Annotated in this window: 21 protein-coding genes; 20 read left to right on the forward strand and 1 reads right to left on the reverse strand. The window is 46.6% G+C overall.

Features of this window, described 5'->3' with window-relative positions; all coding sequences use genetic code 11:
* Positions 1–3: 3 nt before the first annotated feature.
* The 6 genes from EIZ58_RS19125 (at position 4) to icmF (ending at position 8,465) form a co-directional block, all read left to right on the forward strand.
* Positions 4–1,185, forward strand: a complete 1,182-nt coding sequence (locus EIZ58_RS19125) for an acetyl-CoA C-acetyltransferase (protein WP_134702468.1) — start codon at positions 4–6, stop codon at positions 1,183–1,185.
* A gap of 29 nt (positions 1,186–1,214) precedes the next feature.
* Positions 1,215–2,066, forward strand: a complete 852-nt coding sequence (locus EIZ58_RS19130; protein ID WP_134702469.1) for a 3-hydroxybutyryl-CoA dehydrogenase — start codon at positions 1,215–1,217, stop codon at positions 2,064–2,066.
* 23 nt (positions 2,067–2,089) lie between these two features.
* Entirely contained in the window at positions 2,090–3,232 is a 1,143-nt protein-coding gene (locus tag EIZ58_RS19135; RefSeq protein WP_134702470.1) for an acyl-CoA dehydrogenase, read from the forward strand.
* 26 nt (positions 3,233–3,258) lie between these two features.
* Entirely contained in the window at positions 3,259–4,401 is a 1,143-nt protein-coding gene (locus tag EIZ58_RS19140) for an acyl-CoA dehydrogenase (RefSeq protein ID WP_134702471.1), read from the forward strand.
* 155 nt (positions 4,402–4,556) lie between these two features.
* On the forward strand, positions 4,557–5,192 hold the full coding sequence (locus EIZ58_RS19145; protein ID WP_134702472.1) for a TetR/AcrR family transcriptional regulator: 636 nt from the start codon (positions 4,557–4,559) through the stop codon (positions 5,190–5,192).
* A gap of 27 nt (positions 5,193–5,219) precedes the next feature.
* The gene (gene icmF / locus EIZ58_RS19150) at positions 5,220–8,465 is read left to right on the forward strand and encodes a fused isobutyryl-CoA mutase/GTPase IcmF (RefSeq protein WP_134702473.1); all 3,246 of its coding nucleotides are present in this window, start codon (positions 5,220–5,222) and stop codon (positions 8,463–8,465) included.
* 94 nt (positions 8,466–8,559) lie between these two features.
* On the opposite strand, the gene EIZ58_RS19155 is transcribed toward icmF, so the two are convergent.
* A complete protein-coding gene (locus EIZ58_RS19155; protein WP_134702474.1) occupies positions 8,560–9,408 on the reverse strand; it encodes a hypothetical protein in 849 nt (282 codons plus the stop codon).
* Positions 9,409–9,565: 157 nt separating this feature from the next.
* Between EIZ58_RS19155 and rpoE the strand changes: the two genes are divergently transcribed.
* From rpoE to EIZ58_RS19225, 14 genes are all read left to right on the forward strand, one after another.
* Positions 9,566–10,099 (forward strand): DNA-directed RNA polymerase subunit delta, encoded by a 534-nt coding sequence (gene rpoE / locus EIZ58_RS19160; protein WP_134702475.1) that lies wholly within the window; start codon positions 9,566–9,568, stop codon positions 10,097–10,099.
* Between the two features lie 194 nt (positions 10,100–10,293).
* Positions 10,294–11,895: a CTP synthase gene (locus EIZ58_RS19165; RefSeq protein WP_134702476.1), complete on the forward strand. Its 1,602-nt coding sequence runs from the start codon at positions 10,294–10,296 to the stop codon at positions 11,893–11,895.
* Between the two features lie 137 nt (positions 11,896–12,032).
* Positions 12,033–12,398, forward strand: a complete 366-nt coding sequence (locus EIZ58_RS19170; RefSeq protein WP_134702477.1) for a response regulator — start codon at positions 12,033–12,035, stop codon at positions 12,396–12,398.
* A gap of 26 nt (positions 12,399–12,424) precedes the next feature.
* Complete coding sequence (gene fba / locus EIZ58_RS19175; protein ID WP_134702478.1) at positions 12,425–13,288, forward strand: class II fructose-1,6-bisphosphate aldolase; 864 nt, start codon at positions 12,425–12,427, stop codon at positions 13,286–13,288.
* 20 nt (positions 13,289–13,308) lie between these two features.
* Positions 13,309–13,956 (forward strand): fructose-6-phosphate aldolase, encoded by a 648-nt coding sequence (gene fsa / locus EIZ58_RS19180; protein WP_134702479.1) that lies wholly within the window; start codon positions 13,309–13,311, stop codon positions 13,954–13,956.
* Between the two features lie 99 nt (positions 13,957–14,055).
* Positions 14,056–15,321 carry a UDP-N-acetylglucosamine 1-carboxyvinyltransferase gene (locus tag EIZ58_RS19185; RefSeq protein ID WP_134702480.1) on the forward strand — a complete coding sequence of 422 codons (1,266 nt, stop codon included), beginning with the start codon at positions 14,056–14,058 and terminating at the stop codon, positions 15,319–15,321.
* A gap of 82 nt (positions 15,322–15,403) precedes the next feature.
* On the forward strand, positions 15,404–16,375 hold the full coding sequence (gene glpX, locus EIZ58_RS19190) for a class II fructose-bisphosphatase (RefSeq protein ID WP_134702481.1): 972 nt from the start codon (positions 15,404–15,406) through the stop codon (positions 16,373–16,375).
* Positions 16,376–16,496: 121 nt separating this feature from the next.
* On the forward strand, positions 16,497–17,777 hold the full coding sequence (gene rho, locus EIZ58_RS19195; protein ID WP_134702888.1) for a transcription termination factor Rho: 1,281 nt from the start codon (positions 16,497–16,499) through the stop codon (positions 17,775–17,777).
* A 192-nt stretch (positions 17,778–17,969) separates the two neighbouring features.
* Complete coding sequence (locus EIZ58_RS19200; RefSeq protein WP_134702482.1) at positions 17,970–19,208, forward strand: radical SAM protein; 1,239 nt, start codon at positions 17,970–17,972, stop codon at positions 19,206–19,208.
* 100 nt (positions 19,209–19,308) lie between these two features.
* Complete coding sequence (gene rpmE / locus EIZ58_RS19205; RefSeq protein ID WP_134702483.1) at positions 19,309–19,506, forward strand: 50S ribosomal protein L31; 198 nt, start codon at positions 19,309–19,311, stop codon at positions 19,504–19,506.
* A gap of 63 nt (positions 19,507–19,569) precedes the next feature.
* Positions 19,570–20,145, forward strand: a complete 576-nt coding sequence (locus EIZ58_RS19210; protein WP_134702484.1) for a thymidine kinase — start codon at positions 19,570–19,572, stop codon at positions 20,143–20,145.
* Positions 20,102–21,706, forward strand: coding sequence for a MocR-like pyridoxine biosynthesis transcription factor PdxR (pdxR, locus tag EIZ58_RS19215; RefSeq protein WP_240689193.1), 1,605 nt, complete (start codon positions 20,102–20,104; stop codon positions 21,704–21,706). Before EIZ58_RS19210 ends, pdxR begins: the two co-directional genes overlap by 44 nt.
* A complete protein-coding gene (locus tag EIZ58_RS19220; protein WP_240689194.1) occupies positions 21,703–22,410 on the forward strand; it encodes an AzlC family ABC transporter permease in 708 nt (235 codons plus the stop codon). The genes pdxR and EIZ58_RS19220 overlap by 4 nt, the downstream gene beginning before the upstream one ends.
* Positions 22,407–22,736 carry an AzlD domain-containing protein gene (locus tag EIZ58_RS19225; RefSeq protein ID WP_134702485.1) on the forward strand — a complete coding sequence of 110 codons (330 nt, stop codon included), beginning with the start codon at positions 22,407–22,409 and terminating at the stop codon, positions 22,734–22,736. Before EIZ58_RS19220 ends, EIZ58_RS19225 begins: the two co-directional genes overlap by 4 nt.
* Positions 22,737–22,766 lie beyond the last annotated feature (30 nt).

Below are 22,766 nucleotides of genomic sequence, written 5' to 3' on the forward strand. Positions count from 1 at the left end.
ACAATGGGGAAAAGTGTGATCGTAAGCGCGGCTAGAACACCTTTCGGAAAGTTCGGCGGAGCATTGAAGGAATTACAAGCCGTTGACTTAGGTGCCGTTGTGATGAAGGAAGCTTTGTCACGTGCTGCGATAGACGGGGATCAAGTGGATGAAGTGATTATGGGAATGGTGGTTCAAGCGGGCGCAGGACAAATTCCCTCTCGCCAAGCCGCGCGAAAAGCAGGATTGCCATGGGAGGTTCAATCCGAAACGATCAATAAAGTATGCGCTTCCGGTCTTCGAGCGGTGACGCTTGCAGATCAAATTATTCGTGCTGGGGATGCGGACGTTATCGTTGCAGGCGGAATGGAAAGCATGAGCAATGTACCCTATGCGATGCCCCACGGCCGTTGGGGACTTCGCATGGGGGATGCAACCATGAAGGACCTGATGGTGTTTGATGGACTGACTTGTGCCTTTCAGAATGTTCATATGGCGGTCCATGGCAGTACCGTAGCTGCGGAATACGGAATTGCGCGTGAGGACCAAGATGCGTGGGCGATGCGCAGCCATCAGCGAGCCGTTCAAGCGATAGAGAGCGGAAGGTTTAAGGAGGAAATTGTCCCGGTTATCATACCCCAGCGAAAAGGGGACCCTCGAGTTGTAGATACGGATGAGGCACCGCGTAAAGATACGAGCTTGGAATCGTTGGCTAAGCTTTCCCCCATTTTTGTGAAGGACGGTACGGTAACGGCAGGTAACGCTCCTGGGGTGAATGATGGGGCGGGTGCCATGGTCATCATGTCAGAGGAAAAGGCCCAAGCGCTTGGTAAGAAGCCTTTAGCGACTATTTTAGGTCATGCGGCTGTGGGGCAGGATGCCCCCTATATTGCAACAACCCCTGGCTTGGCTATCCAGAAGCTATTAAATAAAATGGGATATTCCATAGAGGATATTGATTTATTTGAAGTAAATGAGGCCTTCGCAGCGGTAACGCTCACGAGCGGTAAGATCGTAGGCTGGGATCCTGAAAAGGTGAATGTCAATGGAGGAGCCATTGCTCTAGGCCACCCGATTGGGGCAAGTGGAGCACGAATTATCATGACTCTCGTCTATGAGTTGCAACGCCGAGGCGGTGGGCTAGGGATTGCCGCTATTTGCAGCGGAGCTGCCCAAGGAGATGCTATTCTAGTAAAAGTAGTCTAACTAATGAATGGAATAAGGGAGAGGTTTGGATGAGTATTCAAAAGTTTATGGTTATAGGTGCAGGACAAATGGGGAGTGGAATTGCTCAAGTAGCAGCTCAAGCCGGTCTTCAAGTCATCTTGAATGATATCAAGCCAGAATTCGTGGAAAAAGGTTTAGCAGGGATCAAAAAGAACTTAGCTCGTGATGTGGAGAAAGGGAGAAAGACGCAAGAAGAGGCGGATGGAATCCTTTCTAGATTGACAGCCTCTACGGATGTAACGGATGCCAAAGATGTAGATTTTGTGGTGGAAGCTATAATCGAACATATGGCGATCAAAACCGAGCTGTTTAAGAAGCTAGACGACATTTGTCCGGCTCATACGATTCTAGCCAGTAATACATCGTCCCTTCCGATCACGGAAATTGCGGCGGTGACGAAGCGTCCTGAAAAAGTTATTGGCATGCATTTTATGAACCCCGTACCCGTCATGAAGCTGATTGAAGTCATTCGCGGGTTGGCAACTTCCGACGATACTTACAGCGCAGTAGAGGATTTGTCCAAAAAAATGGGCAAAGTCCCAGTTGAAGTCAACGACTTCCCTGGCTTTGTTTCCAACCGTATTCTACTACCAATGATTAATGAAGCTATCTATTGCGTGTATGAGGGAGTCGCTACACCGGAAGCCGTAGATGAGGTCATGAAGCTGGGAATGAATCACCCGATGGGTCCTTTAACCTTAGCTGACTTTATTGGTTTAGATACTTGTTTATATATTATGGAAGTTCTTCATGAAGGACTAGGGGACTCGAAATACCGTCCTTGTCCACTACTACGCAAGTACGTGAAGGCCGGGTGGTTAGGCAAAAAGTCCGGACGCGGATTCTACGTCTACGAATAATTCCTAAGAAAGGAACGAGTGCAATGGAACTCCGCTTTACAGAAGAACAAGAGATGATGCGGAAGATGGTTCGAGATTTTGCCCAGAACGAGATTGCTCCGGCTGTCGATCATATGGAAGAAACGGATGAATATCCAATAAAGATTGTTCGCAAGATGGGCGAATACGGTTTAATGGGCATTCCGATTCCGGAGGAATACGGTGGAGCGGGGATGGATTTCACCTCCTACATTCTCGCTATTCATGAAATTTCAAAAGTCAGTGCGACCGTAGGTGTGATTCTTTCTGTTCACACTTCGGTAGGAACGAATCCCATTCTTTATTTCGGAACAGAGGAGCAAAAGAAAAAATATATACCCAAGCTGGCTTCAGGAGAATCTATCGGTGCCTTTGCTTTAACGGAGCCCGGAGCAGGCTCTGACGCTTCCAACCTACGTACAACGGCGGTGAAGCAAGGCGACAAATACATTTTGAACGGATCCAAAATTTTTATTACCAACGGCGGTGTAGCGGATACGTATATCACGTTTGCTGTAACCGAACCTGGCTTAGGAGCCAAGGGAGTTTCGGCTTTTATCGTCGATAAGGACACTCCAGGATTTACGGTCGGTAAAAAAGAAAAGAAAATGGGCTTACACGGTTCAAACACAACGGAGCTCATCTTTGAAAACGCCGAGGTGCCTGTAGGAAACCTGCTTGGTGCTGAAGGGGAAGGCTTTAAGATTGCGATGGCTAATTTAGATAACGGAAGAATTGGCATTGCGGCACAAGGGTTAGGGATTGCAGAAGCAGCGCTGGAGTACTCTGTTCGCTACGCCAAGGAACGAGTCCAGTTCGGCAAGCCGATCTCGGCTCAACAAGCGATTGCTTTTAAAATTGCTAATATGGCGACGCAAGTGGAAGCAGCGAAGCTGCTGGTTTACCGAGCAGCAGACCTGCGAAGCCGCGGTATCAAGTGCGGAAAAGAAGCGTCCATGGCGAAGCGGTTTGCTACCGATACCGCGATGAAGGCAGCTATTGAAGCGGTGCAAGTGTTCGGAGGCTATGGTTATACCCGAGAGTACCCCGTAGAGCGTTTATTCCGAGATGCTAAGATTACTCAGATCTATGAAGGAACGAACGAGATTCAGCGCATCGTCATCTCAAAATATCTATTAGAAGACTAAACCGTTATTGAAGGAGAGGGAAACCCATGAATTTCTTATTATCAGAAGAGCATCAGATGATGCAAAAAATGGTCCGTGATTTCGCGGAAAATGAGTGTGGACCTACTGCTGCACAGCGTGATGAAGAAGAAAGCTGGGACATGGAAATTTGGAACAAGATGGCTGAGCTTGGACTTTGTGGGATCCCATGGCCAGAGGAGTATGGCGGGGTGGGGGCTGACTATTTAAGCTATGTTATTGCGGTAGAAGAGCTCTCTCGTGTCGATGCTTCGGTGGGTGTAACCCTTTCCGCTCATACCTCCTTAGCGGGATGGCCGGTTTATAAGTTTGGTACCGAAGAGCAGAAGCAAAAATACCTTCGTGCGATGGCGGAAGGACGCAGCATGGGTGCGTACTGCTTAACCGAGGCAGGATCAGGTTCCGATGCAGCCGGAATGAAGACCACAGCGGTTCTCGATGGCGAGGAGTGGGTACTGAATGGATCCAAGATCTTTATTACCAACGGCAGCTATGCCGATATCTTTATCGTATTTGCGCAAACCAATCCAGAGCTCAAGCATAAAGGAATCGCGGCTTTTATCGTAGAGAAAAGCTTCCCTGGATTTAGTGTAGGGAAGAAGGAGAAAAAGCTAGGGATCCGTTCTTCCTCGACAACGGAAGTGATTCTAGAAGAATGTCGGGTTCCGAAGGAAAATCTACTAGGTCAAATCGGAGAAGGATTTAAAATTGCCATGATGACCTTAGATGGCGGGCGGAATGGAATCGCTGCTCAAGCGTTGGGAATTGCGCAAGGCGCTTTAGACCACTCTATTGCTTATGCAAAAGAGCGCAATCAGTTTGGCAAGCCGATTGCCAAACAGCAAGCGATCCAATTCAAAATAGCGGATATGGCAACTAAAGTAGAGGCTGCCCGCTTGCTTACTTATCAAGCCGCTTGGAGAGAGGACCAAAACATTTCTTATGGGCTTCAATCGGCCATGTCTAAGCTTTTTGCAGGAGATATCGCCATGGAAGTCACGGTAGAAGCGGTGCAAGTCTTCGGAGGCTATGGGTATACACGAGAATATCCGGTCGAGCGGTTTATGCGAGATGCGAAGATTACACAAATCTATGAAGGAACCAACGAAATTCAACGTTTGGTGATCTCGGGTCTGCTTTTGAAGGATTAGTGATACGATAGGAAAATCGCTGCGGTGAAGCCGATGCGGTTTTCCTTTCACCAAGGGGATCGATCAGAACCTCTTTGATTCCCAACTAAGTAATAGAGTATAGTATAACTACGACCTAACGCTCAGTCTGGGGAATAAGAAAGAGGGGAAAAGAAGTGGCAAGCGGAAGAAAAAACATTCCTTCCCTAGTGAAGGATCAGAAACTAGTGGAAAAGCGCAGAGAACAAATTGTAGAGGCAGCTGTTGAGCTTTTTATATCAAAGGGCTTTCATAAAACAACCACACGTGAGATTGCTAGAGCATCGGGCTTTAGTATCGGTACGCTTTATGAATATATCGAATCAAAGGAAGATGTCCTGTATCTGGTTTGTGATGCTATCCATACGGAAGTAGAGAAAAAGATGGAAGAGGCCATGGTGGAATCCCGTACGGGAGCAGAAACCTTGCGGCATGCCATTAAAGGCCTATTCAAAGTGATGGATGAAGTGGATGACAAGGTGTTGTTGATCTATCAGGAGATTAAATCTCTACCAAGTGAGCCGATGCAGTACGTGCTGCGACGGGAAGAACATATCACACAGGTCTTTGAGAGAATGCTGCAAAAAGGGATTGATGACGGCTCATTGCAGCTGGATCCAGAGTCCGTCAAACTTATGGCTCATAATATTGTAGTTTTCGGAGAAATGTGGACGTTTCGCAGGTGGGCACTGCGCAAGCATTACACGCTTGACCAGTACGTAGAAATGCAAACGAGCCTGCTCCTAAATGAATTTAAACCGATAAAGAAATAACGATGTAACGGTTGAGGAGGCAAAAACATGGAGACAGAGGTTTATCGCCCCAAACATAATGTTCGCTTCGTAACGGCTGCAGCTCTGTTTGATGGTCATGATGCATCGATTAATATCATGCGCCGGATCCTTCAGGCTTCAGGTGTAGAAGTGATTCACTTGGGACATAACCGCGCGGTGGATGAGATTGTGACAGCAGCCATTCAAGAAGATGCTCAAGGGATTGCCATTAGCTCCTACCAGGGAGGACATGTAGAATATTTGAAATATATGCACGACCTTCTCCAGGAAAAAGGAGCAGGACATATTAAGATTTTTGCCGGCGGTGGAGGGGTTATTGTTCCTTCGGAAATCAAAGACTTGCATGCCTACGGCATTGCTAAAGTTTTTTCTCCTGATGACGGTCGCGAGCTAGGTCTTCAAGGCATGATTAACCATATGGTGCGAGAAACGGATCACCCAACACCCAAGCAGGTTGAAAAGGAGATTGAAGCCTTAAAAGAGCAAAACTGGGGAGCGATTGCCAAGCTCATTACGCTAGCGGAAGAAAATGCGGAGGCAGAGGCAAGAGATGAAGCTGTGGCAGCCACTTTAGAAAAGCTCCAAGCCGCAGCACCTGCTGTACCTGTGCTAGGGATTACGGGGACGGGCGGAGCAGGGAAAAGTTCGTTAACCGATGAACTCGTACGCCGCTATCTGGAGCAATTTCCGGATCGTTCGATTGCGATTATCTCTGTTGATCCTTCCAAGCAAAAGACAGGCGGGGCTCTACTTGGAGACCGCATCCGCATGAATGCGATTAACAGCCCACGTGTCTATATGCGCAGTCTGGCTACCCGTGGATCGAAGAGCGAGCTTAGTAAGGCGACTAAAGAAGCGGTCCATATTGTGAAGGCTGCAGGCTATGATTTTGTGATCGTGGAAACGAGCGGGATTGGCCAAGGAGATTCAGAGATTGTCAACCTCGTAGATATCTCCATGTATGTCATGACGAGCGAGTTCGGGGCCGCTACTCAATTGGAAAAAATCGATATGATTGACTATGCTGATCTTGTTGTTATCAATAAGTTTGAGCGCAGGGGCTCAGAAGACGCGCTTCGCGATGTGCGTAAGCAATACAAGCGCAGTCATAATCAATTTGATGCAGCCGATGAAGAGCTACCCGTATTCGGCACCATTGCCAGCCAATTCAACGACCCGGGAACCAACATCCTGTTTGCTAACTTAATGAAAACCGTCGAAAAGAAAACAGGCGGCAACTGGACAACATCTTACGACGGTAAGATTAGTAAAGTAACGAAGAAAAATTTAATCATTCCTCCTGAGCGTGTCCACTACTTAGGGGAAATCGTCTATACGATTCGAAACTACAAGAAGTTCACGGAAGAGCAGGTAAGCTATGCTCGCAAGCTTTTCCAGCTTCGAGGTACCCGTGAATTGTTTGCTAAAGACACAGACTTCTCCACGAAGCTAGACGAGATGATTACCTTCTATGAAAATAAGCTTCACCCCGAGTGCAAGCAGTTCCTTGATAGCTGGCCGAAGCTACGCGAAGCCTACACGAAGGATCAGTTTATCACCAAGATTCGAGATCAAGAGTTGGTTACCGAACTCTATACGGAGACCCTCTCTGGAAATAAGATTCCGAAGATCAGCTTGCCGAAGTACGAGGATCTAGGCGAGTTGTTGAAGTGGGCGATGAAAGAAAATCTTCCAGGCTACTTCCCGTACACCGCAGGGGTGTTCCCTTTCAAGCGGGCCAATGAAGATCCGAAGCGCATGTTCGCTGGAGAAGGAACACCGGATCGAACGAATCGCCGTTTTCACTTCCTTTGTGAAGGAGAAGATGCGAAACGTTTATCTACAGCATTTGACAGTGTGACTTTATATGGTCAAGACCCAGACTATCGTCCCGACATTTACGGGAAGATTGGAAACAGTGGGGTCAGCGTCTGTACCTTAGATGACATGAAGAAGCTTTATGCGGGCTTTGACTTGTGCCATCCTTCTACTAGCGTATCGATGACCATTAATGGTCCCGCTCCGATTATATTAGCGATGTTCATGAATACGGCTATCGCCCAGCAAGTCGAGCGATTTGTCGAGAAGAACGGACGCCAACTGGATGCGGCTGAGTATCAGAAGATTCAAGACTATACGCTTAGTGTCGTTCGCGGCACCGTACAGGCGGACATTCTCAAGGAAGACCAAGGGCAAAATACTTGCATCTTCTCTACCGAATTTGCCTTGAAGATGATGGGGGATATCCAAGAGTACTTTATTGACAAAAAGGTCCGAAACTACTATTCCGTATCGATTAGCGGCTACCATATTGCTGAAGCGGGAGCAAACCCCATCTCTCAATTAGCCTTTACCTTGGCCAACGGATTTACTTTCGTAGAGTACTATCTGAGCCGCGGCATGCATATTGATGATTTTGCCCCGAATCTATCGTTCTTCTTCAGTAACGGTCTAGATCCGGAGTATACCGTCTTGGGGCGGGTGGCTCGGCGCATCTGGTCCACGGTGATGAAGCATAAGTATGGCGGTAACGATCGAAGCCAGAAGCTGAAGTATCATATCCAGACCTCGGGACGTTCCCTGCATGCACAAGAGATGGACTTTAATGATATTCGGACGACACTGCAGGCCTTAGTTGCCATTTATGATAACTGTAACTCCTTGCATACGAACGCGTACGATGAAGCCATCACGACCCCAACGGAGAATTCGGTACGCCGGGCGATGGCGATCCAAATGATCATTAACAAAGAGCTAGGCTTGGCCAAAAACGAAAACCCACTGCAAGGTGCTTTTATTATTGACGAGTTAACGGATCTAGTAGAAGAAGCGGTATTAGCTGAATTCGAGCGGATTAATCATCGGGGCGGGGTTCTCGGTGCAATGGAAACGCAGTATCAGCGTGGTAAAATCCAGGAAGAGTCGTTGTATTATGAGCATAAGAAGCATACGGGTGAGTTTCCGATTATCGGGGTCAACACCTTCATCAATCCGAATGTGGATGAGACGGCTTATGAAATCGAACTGGCTCGTTCCACGAAGGAAGAAAAGGAAACTCAGATTCGCAACCTGCGTGCGTTCTGGGAGGAGCATAAGGACGAAGCACCTGCTGCTCTAGAACGATTGAAAGAAGTCGCTCGGAACAATGGCAACTTGTTTAAAGAGCTGATGGAGACGGTCAAAGTAGCCTCCTTAGGGCAAATTACCAAGGCGCTCTATGAAGTGGGCGGTCAGTACCGCAGAAATATGTAGGGTTGTATTGGGGCTCCCCAGATGGGGGGCTTGTTTCTTTGTGGCTTGAATAAAATGGGGATGAAAAGGCAAGAAAGTAAGGGTGGGTGGACTCTTACTTCTTCACCACACCCTTGGTGAACTTTTCAATCAAAACTTCATATGTCGAACCTGGAACAACCAGATAGGTTCCAGGACTTAGATGCTCCTTAGCTCCTAAGCGGATCATGGCTTCATTGAACTCTTGGGCACTCGTTACGAGTCCCGCTTGTTCAGCAGCTTGGGCGATTTGGAGTAGGTCCATTCCCGGTTCAATTACAAAAAGGGTGGCAGTAGCCAATTGGCGTTTTAGTTCTTCATTCTCTTGTAAAAGGGAGGCAATTTTAGCTTCGAGTTCGGCTTTTTCTTCTTCCCACTGAGAGGCTCGCTTGTCCTCTTCCTTTGGTTCAGCGTCAGCAACAGATTCAGCCACAGGGCTTTGTTCTTGCTCACCTGACGTATAGGCTTCAAACACGGAGAGGTTGGAACTAGGCTCTGAGCTCTTGTTCAGTCCAAACTCAAGGATATAGCCTCCTACAGAAACAAGGATCAGAACAAAAAAGGAGAGGGTAAGAAGCGGTTTTCTCTTTTTGTTCGAAGAAGAGGGGGGTGCGGCTGCAGCTGGCCGGCTCACCGGACGGATGTCCTTAAGGATCCAGCAGTCTTTGGCTTCACCAACCGTTACTACATATTGCAATCCTCGATGCTCTAGGCTTAAGGTAAAAATCGTTTCAAAAATATCTTCCGCTATCTCGTCAATGATACCATCCTCAAGAGCCCTCAGGGAGGTAGAGCCTGGCTTGAAGCCTTGGAGAAAGGGGATATTGCGCTGGGAAAGGGTCTTGGTGACAATAATAGGTTTGGGCTTGGCCCTTAGTAGCTTTCCGAATGTAGAGCCTATAGAAGAATAAATGCTGTACGTCATAGGCTGCTCCTTTGTATGATCATTAGTATAGATGGTTTTATTTTACCATAGATAAAAGATAAAAACTTGTGAGGAAATGTTTGACACTGGTACTATTTTATATAAAAATAGGAATACTAGATGAATAGAATTTATTCTAGAAGGGAAGTGCGGACCTATGGCAAACAAAGCAGAGCAAGAAAAATGGCAAGAAGTTGCCCTTGTTGATATTTCATACGAAGTACTGGATAATTCTGCGAAGCAGATGAGCTATAAGGAAATTTTCAGAGAAGCTGCTAATCTTAAGGGATTAACGGATGAAGAACTCATGGAACTGCTTCCACAGGTGTATACCGAGATGAATTTGGACGGCCGTTTTATTTGTATCAGCCCGGGACAGTGGGGACTGAAGAAATGGTATACGACAGAAGCCATTGAAGAGTCCATTGAAGCTCTGGCGCGTGCGAAGGGTATCGATGACGATGATGATGATTATGGCTATGAGGATGAAGAGATCGTCGATGAAGACTTCACAGATGTAGAAGATTACGACAACGTGGACGAAGATGAAGAAGAAGAAGAAGTAGAAGAAGATGAAGAAGAGCTTGAATTTGATGAAGAAGATACTGAATTCGAAGAAGAAGTAGATGAAGAATTCACAGACGAAGAAGAGGCTGACGAAGAGCTAGAGGATGAAGAGGAAGAACTGTAAATTTTGTCTTGACAAGAACTTACTTCCTTTTGTAGAATTCTCGATGGGCTAATTTTAAGCTGAGTACGGATTCCAAAAACAAAAGTGCCCCCACCTGATTGGAGGAAGGGGATCGGCTTTTGTTTTTTTTTTGTTCGATGTGCAAAAGATAGAAACTAATGACAAACTGGATTAGGCAGAAAAGAGGGGTAGCTATGGCAAAGTATATTTTCGTTACGGGAGGCGTTGTTTCTTCCCTAGGTAAGGGTATTACGGCGGCATCTTTAGGTCGCTTGCTTAAGAATCGAGGGCTCCGCGTCACGATGCAGAAGTTAGATCCGTATATCAACGTGGATCCAGGCACCATGAGCCCATATCAGCATGGAGAGGTTTTTGTTACCGATGATGGTGCAGAAACGGATCTGGACTTGGGCCATTATGAGCGTTTTATTGATGTTAACTTAAACTCCAACAGCAACGTTACGACTGGAAAAATTTATTCCTCAGTGATAAATAAAGAAAGACGCGGGGATTATCTAGGCGGTACCGTCCAAGTTATTCCACACATTACGAATGAAATTAAAGAAAGAGTATTTCGTGCCGGTCGAACAGGCGATGTGGATGTGGTGTTAACGGAAATTGGAGGTACGGTTGGGGATATTGAGAGCTTGCCTTTCCTTGAAGCCATCCGCCAAATCAAGAGTGATATCGGCCGTGAAAATGTGATGTATATTCACTGCAGCTTGATTCCTTATTTGTCTGCTGCAGGGGAATTGAAGACCAAGCCAACTCAACACAGTGTGAAAGAACTTCGAAGCTTAGGGATTCAGCCTAATGTCGTCGTATGCCGAACCGAGCACCCGCTTTCTCAAGACATGAAGGATAAGCTGGCACTGTTTTGTGATATCGACCCTAAGGGAGTTATCGAAGCGAGTGATGCTGAGACCTTGTACGAAGTTCCTTTGATGCTTAAGGAACAAGGACTAGATGATTATGTGATCAAACACCTGGGACTTCATGCTGGCGAAGCCGACATGACGGAGTGGGAGCAGTTAGTCCACAAAATCAAGAACCTGAAAGAAACTACCCGAATTGCTATTGTAGGAAAATACGTTTCTCTTCACGATGCTTACTTAAGTGTAGCCGAAGCCCTATATCATGCCGGTTACGATAATGGCACAGATATTGATATCAAATGGGTCGATGCAGAAGAGGTAACGGATGAGAATGTTCGGGACATGCTAGGAGATGTGGACGGCATTCTCGTCCCTGGTGGATTTGGAGATCGTGGAGTGGAAGGAAAGATTGTAGCTTCCCGTTATGCAAGAGAGAACAAGGTGCCATTCTTGGGTATTTGCTTAGGAATGCAAATTGCGTGTATCGAATTTGCTCGTCATGTGCTGGGATATCAAGGAGCGAACAGTTCCGAGATTAATCCGCAAACCAAGTATCCGGTCATTGACTTGCTTCCTGAGCAAAAGGACATTGAAAATTTAGGTGGAACCATGAGACTGGGGCTATCTCCATGCAAGGTCGAAGAAGATAGTTTGGTATACCATGCTTATGAAAGTACCCTCATCTACGAGCGTCATCGTCACCGCTATGAATTTAACAACGAATACCGTGAGGAAATGAAGAAGGCTGGATTTAAATTCAGTGGAACATCTCCTGATGGACGTTTGGTGGAATGTATCGAGGTAGTCGATCACCCATGGTATGTGGCGACTCAGTTCCATCCGGAGTTCACGTCTCGTCCGAACCGTCCGCAGCCATTGTTCCGTAAGTTCGTACAAGCCTCTATGCAGTTAAAGCAATAAAGCTATAAATTCCAATTCCATAAGCAGGAATTTATCTCCTCAGCGACGAATGTATTTGGAAGAGTTATGAAATTCGTGGAACGAATCCAACAATGATGGATAAGCTTCCAATTCACGTTATAGAGGGGGTAGCAACAATGTCGCAGAACAAGGTGCTTATTGTTGATGATCAGTATGGAATCCGGGTTCTACTTTATGAAGTGTTTGGCAAGGAAGGCTACGAAACCTTCCAAGCCGCTAATGGGAAAGAAGCACTTGAAATTGTCACGAAGCAATCGCCCGATCTGGTCATTCTAGATATGAAGATTCCTGGAATGGATGGGCTCGAGATCTTAAAGGAAATTAAGAAAATCGACAAAGAGATTAAGGTCATTATGATGACGGCTTATGGTGAGCTTGACATGATCAAGGAAGCCACTGAATTAGGGGCCATCACTCACTTTACGAAGCCCTTTGACATTGACGAATTGCGATTGGCGGTTAGAAGTCAGCTAGCCGTCTAAAGAAAGAATTCATAGGAGGATCATTCATGCCTTTAGTTTCCATGAGAGAAATGCTGATCAAAGCGGTAGAAGGGAAATACGCAGTTGGACAGTTTAACTTAAACAACCTAGAGTTCACCCAAGCCATCCTTCAAGCGGCTAAAGAAGAGAACTCACCTGTCATTCTAGGTGTCAGTGAGGGTGCTGCTCGTTATATGGGCGGCTTCAAGACCGTAGTAGCTATGGTTAAGGCCCTAATGGAGGAGTATCAAGTTACCGTTCCTGTTGCGATTCACCTTGACCACGGATCTTCTTTTGAAAAATGTGTGGAAGCCATCTATGCAGGATTTACTTCGGTTATGATTGACGGTTCGCATCACCCTCTAGAAGAAAACATCGCCCTGACGAAGAAAGTGGTCGAAGTTGCTCATGCTTTGGGAATCTCCGTTGAAGCGGAGCTCGGACGCATTGGAGGGCAAGAAGACGATCTAATCGTTAGCGATGCAGAAGCGGCTTATGCTGTTCCTGCTGAATGCGACCAATTGGTGAGAGAAACAGGGGTAGATTGTTTTGCGCCTGCTCTAGGTTCTGTACATGGACCGTATAAAGGAGAGCCGAATCTTGGGTTCGATCGTATGGAAGAGATCCAGAAGTTAACGGGAGTACCTCTTGTTCTTCACGGAGGAACAGGAATCCCTACAAAGGATATTCAACGTGCGATCTCGCTTGGTACGGCTAAGATTAACGTGAATACAGAAAATCAAATAACATCTGCCGCGACAGTCCGCAAGGTTCTGGCTGAGAAGCCGAATGAGTACGACCCACGCAAATACTTAGGTCCAGCTCGCGAAACCATTAAGGAAACCGTGAAAGCGAAGATGCGCGAATTTGGAAGCAGCAACCAAGCGTAGGAGCAAACAGGAGGCCCGCTATGAAATTTTTCATCGATACAGCGAATGTGAATGAAATTCGTGAAATAAACACTTGGGGAGTGCTAGCAGGGGTTACAACGAACCCTTCGCTCATCGCCAAGGAAGGAAGAGACTTCGTAGAGACGCTGAAGGAAATCATTGAGATTGTGGATGGTCCCATCAGTGCAGAAGTGATTAGTACACAAGCCGAAGGGATGATCGAGGAAGGAGAGAAGCTGGCCACGTTGTCCAAGAATATTGTCATCAAGCTTCCCATGACTTCAGAAGGCTTGAAGGCTACCAAGCACTTTTCAAGCAAAGGAATCAAAACCAATGTTACGCTTGTGTTTTCTGCCAACCAAGCATTACTTGCCGCAAGAGCAGGAGCTACTTATGTTTCTCCATTCTTAGGGCGCTTGGATGACATTGGTCAAGATGGGCTTCTCTTGATTTCGGATATCGTAGATATCTTCAATGCTCATGGCATTGAGACGGAGATCATTGCGGCAAGCATCCGTCATCCGATTCATGTAACCGAAGCGGCTAAATTAGGAGCCCATATCGGTACAATTCCTTATAAGGTGTTTGAACAACTGACCAAGCATCCTTTAACGGATTCAGGAATTGAAAAGTTTTTGTCTGACTGGGAGAGTGCCCAGAAAAAATAATCCGAAAAAAGCACCTTAAAAAGGTGCTTTTTCCACTCCATCCTATCACCTACATCCACACCACAATACAACAGAGAAGATTTCGCTTGGGAGGCACTTATGGAGAAACTTTGCATTAGGGGCGGTTCGCCGCTAAAGGGGAAGGTTACAATCAGTGGAGCGAAGAATAGTGCAGTAGCGCTAATCCCTGCCACCATCTTGGCTGAATCCCCTACGATCATTGATAATGTTCCGAAAATAAACGACGTTCAGATATATATTGAAATCTTAAGAGAGCTAGGGGCTCAGGTGGAACTCGATGGACATTCTCTTTATGTAGACCCTACCCATATTCAGCCGAAGCCGCTTCCTAATGGGAAGGTTAAAAAACTCAGGGCATCCTATTACTTAATGGGGGCTTTACTAGGACGCTTTGGACAAGCGTTGATCGGACTGCCAGGAGGTTGTAATCTAGGTCCACGTCCCATTGATCAGCATATCAAGGGCTTTGAGGCGCTTGGAACCAAGGTGGAGTGGAGAGATGGTGCCCTCTCTTTGGCAGCGGAGGAACTAATAGGGAATAAAGTGTATCTTGACGTGATCAGCGTGGGAGCCACTATTAATATCATGCTAGCTGCTAGTAGAGCGAATGGTACAACGATTATCGAGAACGCGGCGAAAGAGCCGGAAATTATTGATGTAGCTACTTTACTTTCCTCAATGGGAGCGTCCATTAAAGGAGCCGGCACGGATGTTATTCGCATCACGGGGAAGCCGCAATTACTAGGATGTCGCCATTCCATTATTCCTGATCGCATAGAAGCCGGGACGTATATGATTGCTACTGCCGCTACTCGAGGGGATGTTATTATCGATCAGGTGATTCCTCGCCATCTGGAAGGGATCTCAGCCAAGCTAGAGGAAATGGGTGTACGGGTTATAGAAGAAGATGAATCGATTCGGGTCATCGGAGAAACGGTTTACCGCTCGGTTGATGTGAAAACAGGACCGTATCCTGGGTTCGCTACCGACCTTCAGCAGCCCATGACGGCTTTACTCACACTAGCAAAAGGGACAAGTGTAGTGACCGATAACATTTATACGGCTCGTTTTCGACATGTCGATGAATTGGTTAGAATGGGAGCACAAATTAAAGTGGAAGGTCGCTCTGCGATCATTAAAGGCGTCAACGCTCTCCAAGGCTCCACGGTAAAAGCTGCCGACCTTCGAGCTGGAGCAGCCATGGTTGTGGCCGCTCTGACAGCCGAAGGGGTGACAGAGATCTTGGGAGTTGAGCATATTGATCGCGGTTATGATATTTTAGAAGAGAAGTTGAGAAGCTTAGGCGCTGACATCTGGCGGGTACAAACGGCTGATACGGATTAATAATGACATACTAACTAGAAAAGTGCTATCATATTGAACTGGACAGTAATATGGAACGAAGCCTAGGAAGGAATGATGGAGAGTGGAACGAAGTTTAACATTGGAATTGGTACGGGTCACAGAAGCAGCTGCTTTGGCTTCTGCTCGTTGGATGGGTTTTGGGAAAAAGGATGAGGCGGATGACGCCGCCACAACAGCGATGCGCGCAGAGTTTAACAGTGTTCCTATGGTAGGAACGGTTGTAATTGGTGAAGGTGAAATGGACGAGGCTCCTATGCTTTACATCGGAGAGAAGCTCGGTCTTGGCTTAGGCCCGTCTGTTGATGTCGCTGTAGATCCTTTAGAGGGAACGAACATCGTCGCCAAAGGACAATGGAATGCCATGAGCGTACTCGCAGTTGCAGACCGAGGCAACCTGTTGCATGCACCAGATATGTATATGGATAAAATTGCCGTAGGGCCAGAGTGTGTTGGAGCTATTGATATTAATCGCAGTGTGCGAGAAAATTTAGAAGCGGTAGCTAAATGTAAAGGAAAAGATCTCAGAGAGCTAACCGCCATTCTTTTGGATCGTCCTCGTCATGAAAAAACGATCCACGAAATCAGAGAAGCTGGCGTACGCATTAAATTAATTACGGATGGTGACGTTTCAGCCGCTATTAGTACGGCTTTTGCTGATACGGGTGTGGATATTTTGTTTGGCTCCGGCGGAGCGCCAGAAGGCGTGATTTCTGCTGTAGCCCTTAAGTGCCTCGGAGGAGAAATTCAAGGTCGCTTGCTTCCTCAGAATGACGAAGAAGTGGAACGCTGCATTAAGATGGGTCTACTAGATCCGAATCAAGTGTTACTAATGGATGATCTAGTGAAGGGCGACGACGCGATCTTTGCTGCTACAGGTGTGACCGATGGAGAGTTCTTACGTGGTGTTCGTTTCCAAGGGAGCCGAGCTACGACTCACTCTGTTGTGATGAGAGCGAAAACAGGAACCGTACGTTTTGTTGAAGGACAGCATCGTTTAGAGCTCAAGCCTAACTTAGTGATGAAAGATGTCTAGGGTTGTAATATTTTGGTAAACTTTTGGGGATAATGGTTAAATAGTTTATGCGCTTTTTAAGCATATCCCCTATAAAATAAGAATTGGTAAGGAAAGTTGGTGTCATATCTAGCGTATGGACATGCATTTAGCAGAATTAGAAGAGAAAAAGTTAACGGACCTGTATAAGCTAGCCAAACAGTTTCAGATCCCTTATTACGGGAATATGAAAAAGAAAGAATTGATCTTTGCTATCTTACGCGCTCAAGCAGAAAAAAGCGGGTTTATGTTTATGGAAGGGGTATTAGAGATCTTAGCAGACGGTTACGGGTTTCTTCGCCCAATTAACTACTTGCCTAGTGCAGAGGATATCTATATCTCCGCCTCCCAAATCCGCCGTTTTGATCTTCGTACCGGGGACAAGGTTTCAGGAAAAGTAAGACCACCTAAAGAAAATGAGCGCTACTTCGGCTTGTTGCATGTAGAGGCTGTCAATGGTGAAGACCCGGAAATCGCATCCGAAAGACTTCATTTCCCTGCTCTAACACCTCTCTATCCCCAAAAGAAGCTAGTTTTAGAAACCTCACCTGATCGTTTATCTTCAAGAGTTATCGATCTTTTAGCCCCTGTTGGTCTAGGGCAGCGCGGATTAATCGTAGCGCCTCCGAAGGCAGGGAAGACGGTTTTATTAAAGGAAATTGCCAATAGCATCGCAGAAAACCACCCGGATATCGAGCTGTTTGTTTTATTAATCGATGAACGTCCGGAGGAAGTAACCGATATGCAAAGATCAGTAAAGGCGGAAGTGGTAGCGTCCACCTTCGATGAGCTTCCAGAAAATCATATTAAAGTAGCTGAACTTGTCCTTGAGCGTGCCCAGCGACTGGTCGAGCACAAAAAAGATGTCGTCATTTTGATGGACAGTATTACTCGTTTAGCTCGTGCGTACAATTTGGTCATTCCGCCAAGCGGACGTACCTTGTCCGGAGGGATTGATCCCGCTGCCTTCCATCGTCCGAAGCGTTTCTTTGGTTCGGCCCGAAACATTGAGGAAGGCGGAAGCTTGACGATCTTAGCTACCGCGCTTGTGGAGACAGGTTCCAGGATGGATGACGTCATTTATGAAGAATTTAAAGGTACAGGAAATATGGAGCTGCACCTGGATCGCAAGTTAGCTGAACGTCGTATCTATCCTGCCATGGATATTCGCCGTTCAGGTACTCGCCGTGAAGAATTGCTTCTATCCAAGTTTGAGTTGGAGAAAATCTGGGGCATGCGCAAAACCATGTCAGAGCATCCTGAGTTTACCGATATGTTCTTGAGGAAAATAGGCGAAACGAAGACGAATCAAGAGTTCTTAGAAGCGCTCGAAAACTTCCAGCCCTCTACTCGTTCCTCTAGGACGGCATCAACAACAGCTTAATTTTCGGGGGGCGGGGATTAACCGGAAAATCTCCGGCTAAATGTATAAAACACCCCAACAAAGTGGCTTCGCCGGCAAATTAACCGAATGTCTCCGCTTAATTAGGCTGTTCCGGAGCATTTTTGGATATTAACCGGATAAATTCCGGTTATTGGGTCCCCCGCCCACCTCTAGTAAAAGGAGTACTACGCAATGAATCTTGTATATGCCGATAAAAACGGTCAAGTATTTGATCACCCTGAATACGTGGCTATCGCACGCAGTGGGGATAGCTTGATGGAAATACTGGAAGAAGAGTTGATCCCGCTTCCGGAGGGAGCCACGCTGGTCAGTCTTCCAAACACCAGACCGATTGGGATGGATCCAGAAACGGGAGAAATGCAGGCCCTCGAGGACTCTAGCGCAGTGGGTGCCCTTCTTCCCCAAGGATTTACCCGCTTGCTTCTGCCAGGGTATATGAAAACAGACAAAGACTATAAATTCCCTTTGTTTGGCTACACCGCGGTGGTATGGAAGGATGACGGGTTTTATGTAGCCGCCCGCCAAAGTGATGAGCACTACAAGTGGAACCCTGCTCATTGTTCCTACGAAGAGGTGAAAACGAAGGTAGCCGATGTACTCGGTCAATTCCCAGACAACCGAATTTTTAAGCATCTATCCAATTGTGCCTTGGAATATGAATGCTTAACGGCTTCGAATACCTTCCTCAACCGCTGGGAAGGCGGTATCCCTGTATCCTACTCCTGTAATGCAGGCTGTTATGGATGTATCTCGGAACAACCTGACGACAGCGGGTTCGTCGCTCCACAAACCCGTATGAATTTCAAGCCGACCCTCGAAGAGCTGGTACAGGTGATGGACAATCATCTGAAAACGCCGGAGAGCATTATCAGCTTCGGGCAAGGTTGCGAAGGAGAGCCTTCAACCCAAGCGGCTCTAATCACCGAATCGATTCGTCGAGTCCGCGCCCAGAACAAGATGGGATATATCAACATGAACACCAATGCCGGCTTGACTGACCATATTAAAGCGATTGTGGATTCAGGCTTAGATTTGATTCGAGTCAGTACCATTAGTGCTATTGATGAGCATTATAATGCGTATTATAAGCCTCGAGGCTATGATCTGCGGAATGTGGAGAAAGCCCTGCGCTATTGTGCGGACAAAGGAGTATACACGTCGATTAACTATCTTTGTTTTCCTGGCGTTTTTGACCGGGAAGAAGAGATGGAAGCGATGATTGAATTTATTCGCCGTTCGGGTGTTCGCTTAATCCAGCTTCGAAACTTGAATATTGACCCAGACAGCTATCTCGCGATGATTCCTAAGCCACAAGGGGAAATCTTCGGGATGAAGCAAGCGATTGAAATTTACCAAGAAGAATTACCGGATGTTGTCATTGGTTCTTACACGCACATACCACCGAGATAATCCCAGTTGAAAAGGTCATAGCCACGTGCTATAATGACAATTGTGTTTGAATTAGAACTCTGGCCTATAGATAGGATCAGGGCGGAAAGAGGTGAACAGAATGAAACCAGCAATTCATCCAAAATATAATGCAACAAAGGTTACTTGCGCTTGCGGAAACCAGTTCGAAACGGGATCTGTTAAAGCAGAACTTAAAGTGGAAATCTGCTCTGAATGCCATCCTTTCTACACAGGTAAGCAGAAGTTTGTAGATGCAGGTGGACGTGTAGATAAGTTCAAGAAAAAATACGGTATCTAATTACCGGATGCAAGCGGGCAGGAATTTCCTGCCCGCTTTTATTTTGGAGTAGGAGACAGCAGTATGGCCCAATTGTATTTTCGTTACGGTGCAATGAATGCATCCAAGTCAATTCAGCTGTTAACGGTAGCTCACAACTATGAGCAATCGGGAAAACGAGTGATGGTCTTTACTCCTGCGATTGATGACCGCTATGGTGTAGGTCGAGTGGCCTCACGAGTAGGCATCAGTCGAGAAGCGATTGCGATTCATGATGATACGGATATGTATTCCATGGTCAAAAACCAGGAGTACCCTCCCCACTGTGTGCTGGTGGATGAGGGACAATTCTTAGGGGCTCATCATGTGACGCAATTAACTCATATTGCTGATCATTTAAATATTCCAGTTATTGTTTATGGCCTATTAAAGGACTTTAAAAACCAGCTCTTCGAAGGAACCCGAGCGCTGCTTTGTGAAGCGGATAAGATCGAAGAAATTAAGACGGTTTGCGTCTATTGTAATAAAAAAGCAACCCATATCTTAAAGTTTAAAGAAGGCAATCCTGTTTATACCGGAGAGACGATTGAAATTGGCGGAGAAGAAACGTATAGCAGTGTTTGTAGAAAGCACTATTATCAGCCGCCTGCAGAACTTTAAATTAAAGGATTATACCTACCGCAGGGGAATCGGTACGTATAATCCTTTTTTGTGGTGGCTACCGTTTAATAAAAAATTGGCTCTTTTTTTATCTCCGTTTTCCTACTATAGTGAAAAACAGGATGAAATCAGAGAAAATGGTGATGAGATGGGACGTAAGACGGTTTATCAAACGGTTTATAATCGGCTGCGTTACCAAATTTTGAGCGGGGAAGCTCCAATTGGCACCCCATTGCCATCTGAGAGAAGGCTTGCGGAGGAGTGGGGGGTCAGTCGCAACACCGTGGTTCGAGCATATGAAGATCTCGAAAGTGAAGGGTTGATTTGGAGTAAGATGGGCAGTGGGCGGTTTGTTCAGCCGCTTCCCCCTTTGTCTCATGCTCCGTGGCTGGAGGTCAAGGATCAGCTGCAGCCCTACCCGTCTTATATGGCAGATCTTCTATCTGCATTTGGCCAAGATTCGGCTATAAACTTTTCTCTGGGTCATGGGGGGAAGCAAATGCTGGCGATGTCTGGATTTCCTGAGTATGTTCGGAAGGCTGCGGACAACTTTGCTTCCTATCATTTCTTACCAATTAGTGGGCATACAGAGCTTCGGGAGTGGGCGGTAGATTGGATGGGGTTTGATCAAGTGGCATCTGTCGAGGATGTATTAATGACAAGCGGCTCCCAAGAAGCGCTTCAGCTGATTACAGCGGTATTGGCAAACCCAGGTGATACCATTGCGGTGGAGATGCCTACGTATTTCGGGGCTCTGCAGCTATTTCAGTCTTTAGGCATGCGCATCATCCCGATACCTATGGATCGGCAAGGGATGGTTGTGGATGTGTTAGAGGGGGTTCTGAATCGATATCAGCCGAAGTTTTTATATACGGTTCCTACCTTTCACAATCCAACAGGCACGACTCTCTCCTTAGACAGGAGGAAGAAGTTATTGCAGCTGAGTGAACGACTAGGCTTTCCTATCGTGGAGGACGATGCGTATCGACACTTGCACTTTGGCGAGCCCGCCCCGCCAGCCCTTAAGTCCTTGGATCAAACGGGCCAAGTCATTTATGTTAATACATTTTCCAAGATGTTGTTCCCCGGTTTGAGGTTAGGATGGATTGCCGCCAGGCCTTCGCTGCTTCAGCGAATTGCCCGTTATAAGGAATTAACCATAACGAATAATTCATTGGGGCAGCATGCACTTCTCTCTTTTTTGAAGAGTGGGGCGATGGAGCCTCACTTGAAAAAGTCACGCGAGGTGTATCAACGACAAGCTGTTCTTATGGAGTCGTTCCTTCAACGGATGAAGCCCTCTGGCCTTTCGTATGATCAAGCGGGAGGGGGATTTTACTATTGGATCTCTCTTCCGGAGAACCTGGATGTAAGGGAGCTGCTCTTAGAGTCCATGAAAGAAGGGGTCTTGTTTGCGACGGGGGACATGTTTTTGGCACGGGAGACTCAGCAGCCGTATATCCGTTTATCCTTTAGTTTTGAAACGGAGGAACGGATCAGGGAAGGAATGGAGAAATTAGAGACGGCGTTTAGCCGATTGCGAAGGAGAGATCAGGATTGAATCAAAATCAGCAGGAACTAAAACAAGGAATGATGGATGCCCTCCCGATTGTAGCCAGCTTTGTCCTGTTTGGGGCGATCTTTGGCATGCTCTCCTTACAGGCCGGATTAAAGTCCTGGGAAGCCATGTTCATGTCCTTGGTGGTCTATGCTGGGGCTGCTCAATTTACAGCGTTATCGATGATTATGGAGCAAAGCCAGGTTTGGTCGATTGTTTTTGCCGCTTTCTTGCTCAATTCCAGGCATTTTCTTATGGGATTATCCATGGCGCCTCATTATGCGAAATTTGACCAAAGATTTATTAATACCTCTGCCTTTTTCCTAGTTGACGAGTCTTATGCGATTACGCTGAACCGATTCCGCAATCATCCAAGTCATAGATCTTATATTCTGGCTGTTTCCCTTTCCCTTTATGCGAGTTGGAATTTGGGAACATGGCTAGGGGTGATGGCTGGCAGTTGGATTCCCGATCCAGCTGCGCTAGGGCTAGGCTTTAGTTTTACGGCGATGTTTGTAGCTCTTGCTTACTATCAGTTAAGCTCCTGGTTACGTGCTGCAGTCTTCATCCTGTGCGGAGTAGTGGCTGTGGGCTTAGCGACCATTCTGCCAAACGGATTACATTTATTGTTTGCTGGTGGTGTGGCGTTTGGCATAGGCTATGCCACAGCAAGGAAGTCGGAGTCGAAAGGGGCAAAAGCAGCATGAGTATTGCAGCTAGTTTGACAATGATGATTGGTATGGCGGTAGTGACCTATCTGGCAAGACGCGCGTTTCTGCGAATTCCGGATAATCGGCTTTCTCCCCGGTTAAAGCAAGGGCTAACCTTTATCCCTTTGGGCATTTTTGCAGGTCTTATCTTTCCTTCGCTGTTTGTCCAACAAGGAGAAATGGTGATCCAACCCTTATATTTTGCGGGAAGCATTATCTGTTTAATTCTGATGGCACTAACGAAAAACGTGTTTGTCAGCTTTGGTTTAAGCTTGCTGTTTGTCGTACTGGTTACGATAGAATGGTTACCTTGGCCGATGTAATGGAAAAATGTTTGCAGAAAGAAGGGAGGC

The organism is Ammoniphilus sp. YIM 78166 (genome assembly GCF_004522215.1).
Lineage (GTDB): Bacteria > Bacillota > Bacilli > Aneurinibacillales > RAOX-1 > YIM-78166.

Excerpts from the sequence above, each read along its gene's own strand:
- EIZ58_RS19125 (WP_134702468.1), top strand. The coding sequence starts at position 4 with ATGGGGAAAAGTGTGATCGTAAGCGCGGCTAGAACACCTTTCGGAAAG.
- rpoE (WP_134702475.1), top strand. The coding sequence starts at position 9,566 with ATGGCAAACAAAGCAGAGCAAGAAAAATGGCAAGAAGTTGCCCTTGTT.
- fba (WP_134702478.1), top strand. The coding sequence starts at position 12,425 with ATGCCTTTAGTTTCCATGAGAGAAATGCTGATCAAAGCGGTAGAAGGG.
- EIZ58_RS19210 (WP_134702484.1), top strand. The coding sequence starts at position 19,570 with ATGGCCCAATTGTATTTTCGTTACGGTGCAATGAATGCATCCAAGTCA.
- rho (WP_134702888.1), top strand. The coding sequence starts at position 16,497 with ATGCATTTAGCAGAATTAGAAGAGAAAAAGTTAACGGACCTGTATAAG.
- icmF (WP_134702473.1), top strand. The coding sequence starts at position 5,220 with ATGGAGACAGAGGTTTATCGCCCCAAACATAATGTTCGCTTCGTAACG.
- EIZ58_RS19130 (WP_134702469.1), top strand. The coding sequence starts at position 1,215 with ATGAGTATTCAAAAGTTTATGGTTATAGGTGCAGGACAAATGGGGAGT.
- EIZ58_RS19155 (WP_134702474.1), bottom strand. The coding sequence starts at position 9,408 with ATGACGTACAGCATTTATTCTTCTATAGGCTCTACATTCGGAAAGCTA.
- EIZ58_RS19225 (WP_134702485.1), top strand. The coding sequence starts at position 22,407 with ATGAGTATTGCAGCTAGTTTGACAATGATGATTGGTATGGCGGTAGTG.
- EIZ58_RS19200 (WP_134702482.1), top strand. The coding sequence starts at position 17,970 with ATGAATCTTGTATATGCCGATAAAAACGGTCAAGTATTTGATCACCCT.
- EIZ58_RS19185 (WP_134702480.1), top strand. The coding sequence starts at position 14,056 with ATGGAGAAACTTTGCATTAGGGGCGGTTCGCCGCTAAAGGGGAAGGTT.
- rpmE (WP_134702483.1), top strand. The coding sequence starts at position 19,309 with ATGAAACCAGCAATTCATCCAAAATATAATGCAACAAAGGTTACTTGC.
- EIZ58_RS19165 (WP_134702476.1), top strand. The coding sequence starts at position 10,294 with ATGGCAAAGTATATTTTCGTTACGGGAGGCGTTGTTTCTTCCCTAGGT.
- EIZ58_RS19170 (WP_134702477.1), top strand. The coding sequence starts at position 12,033 with ATGTCGCAGAACAAGGTGCTTATTGTTGATGATCAGTATGGAATCCGG.
- fsa (WP_134702479.1), top strand. The coding sequence starts at position 13,309 with ATGAAATTTTTCATCGATACAGCGAATGTGAATGAAATTCGTGAAATA.
- EIZ58_RS19135 (WP_134702470.1), top strand. The coding sequence starts at position 2,090 with ATGGAACTCCGCTTTACAGAAGAACAAGAGATGATGCGGAAGATGGTT.
- EIZ58_RS19140 (WP_134702471.1), top strand. The coding sequence starts at position 3,259 with ATGAATTTCTTATTATCAGAAGAGCATCAGATGATGCAAAAAATGGTC.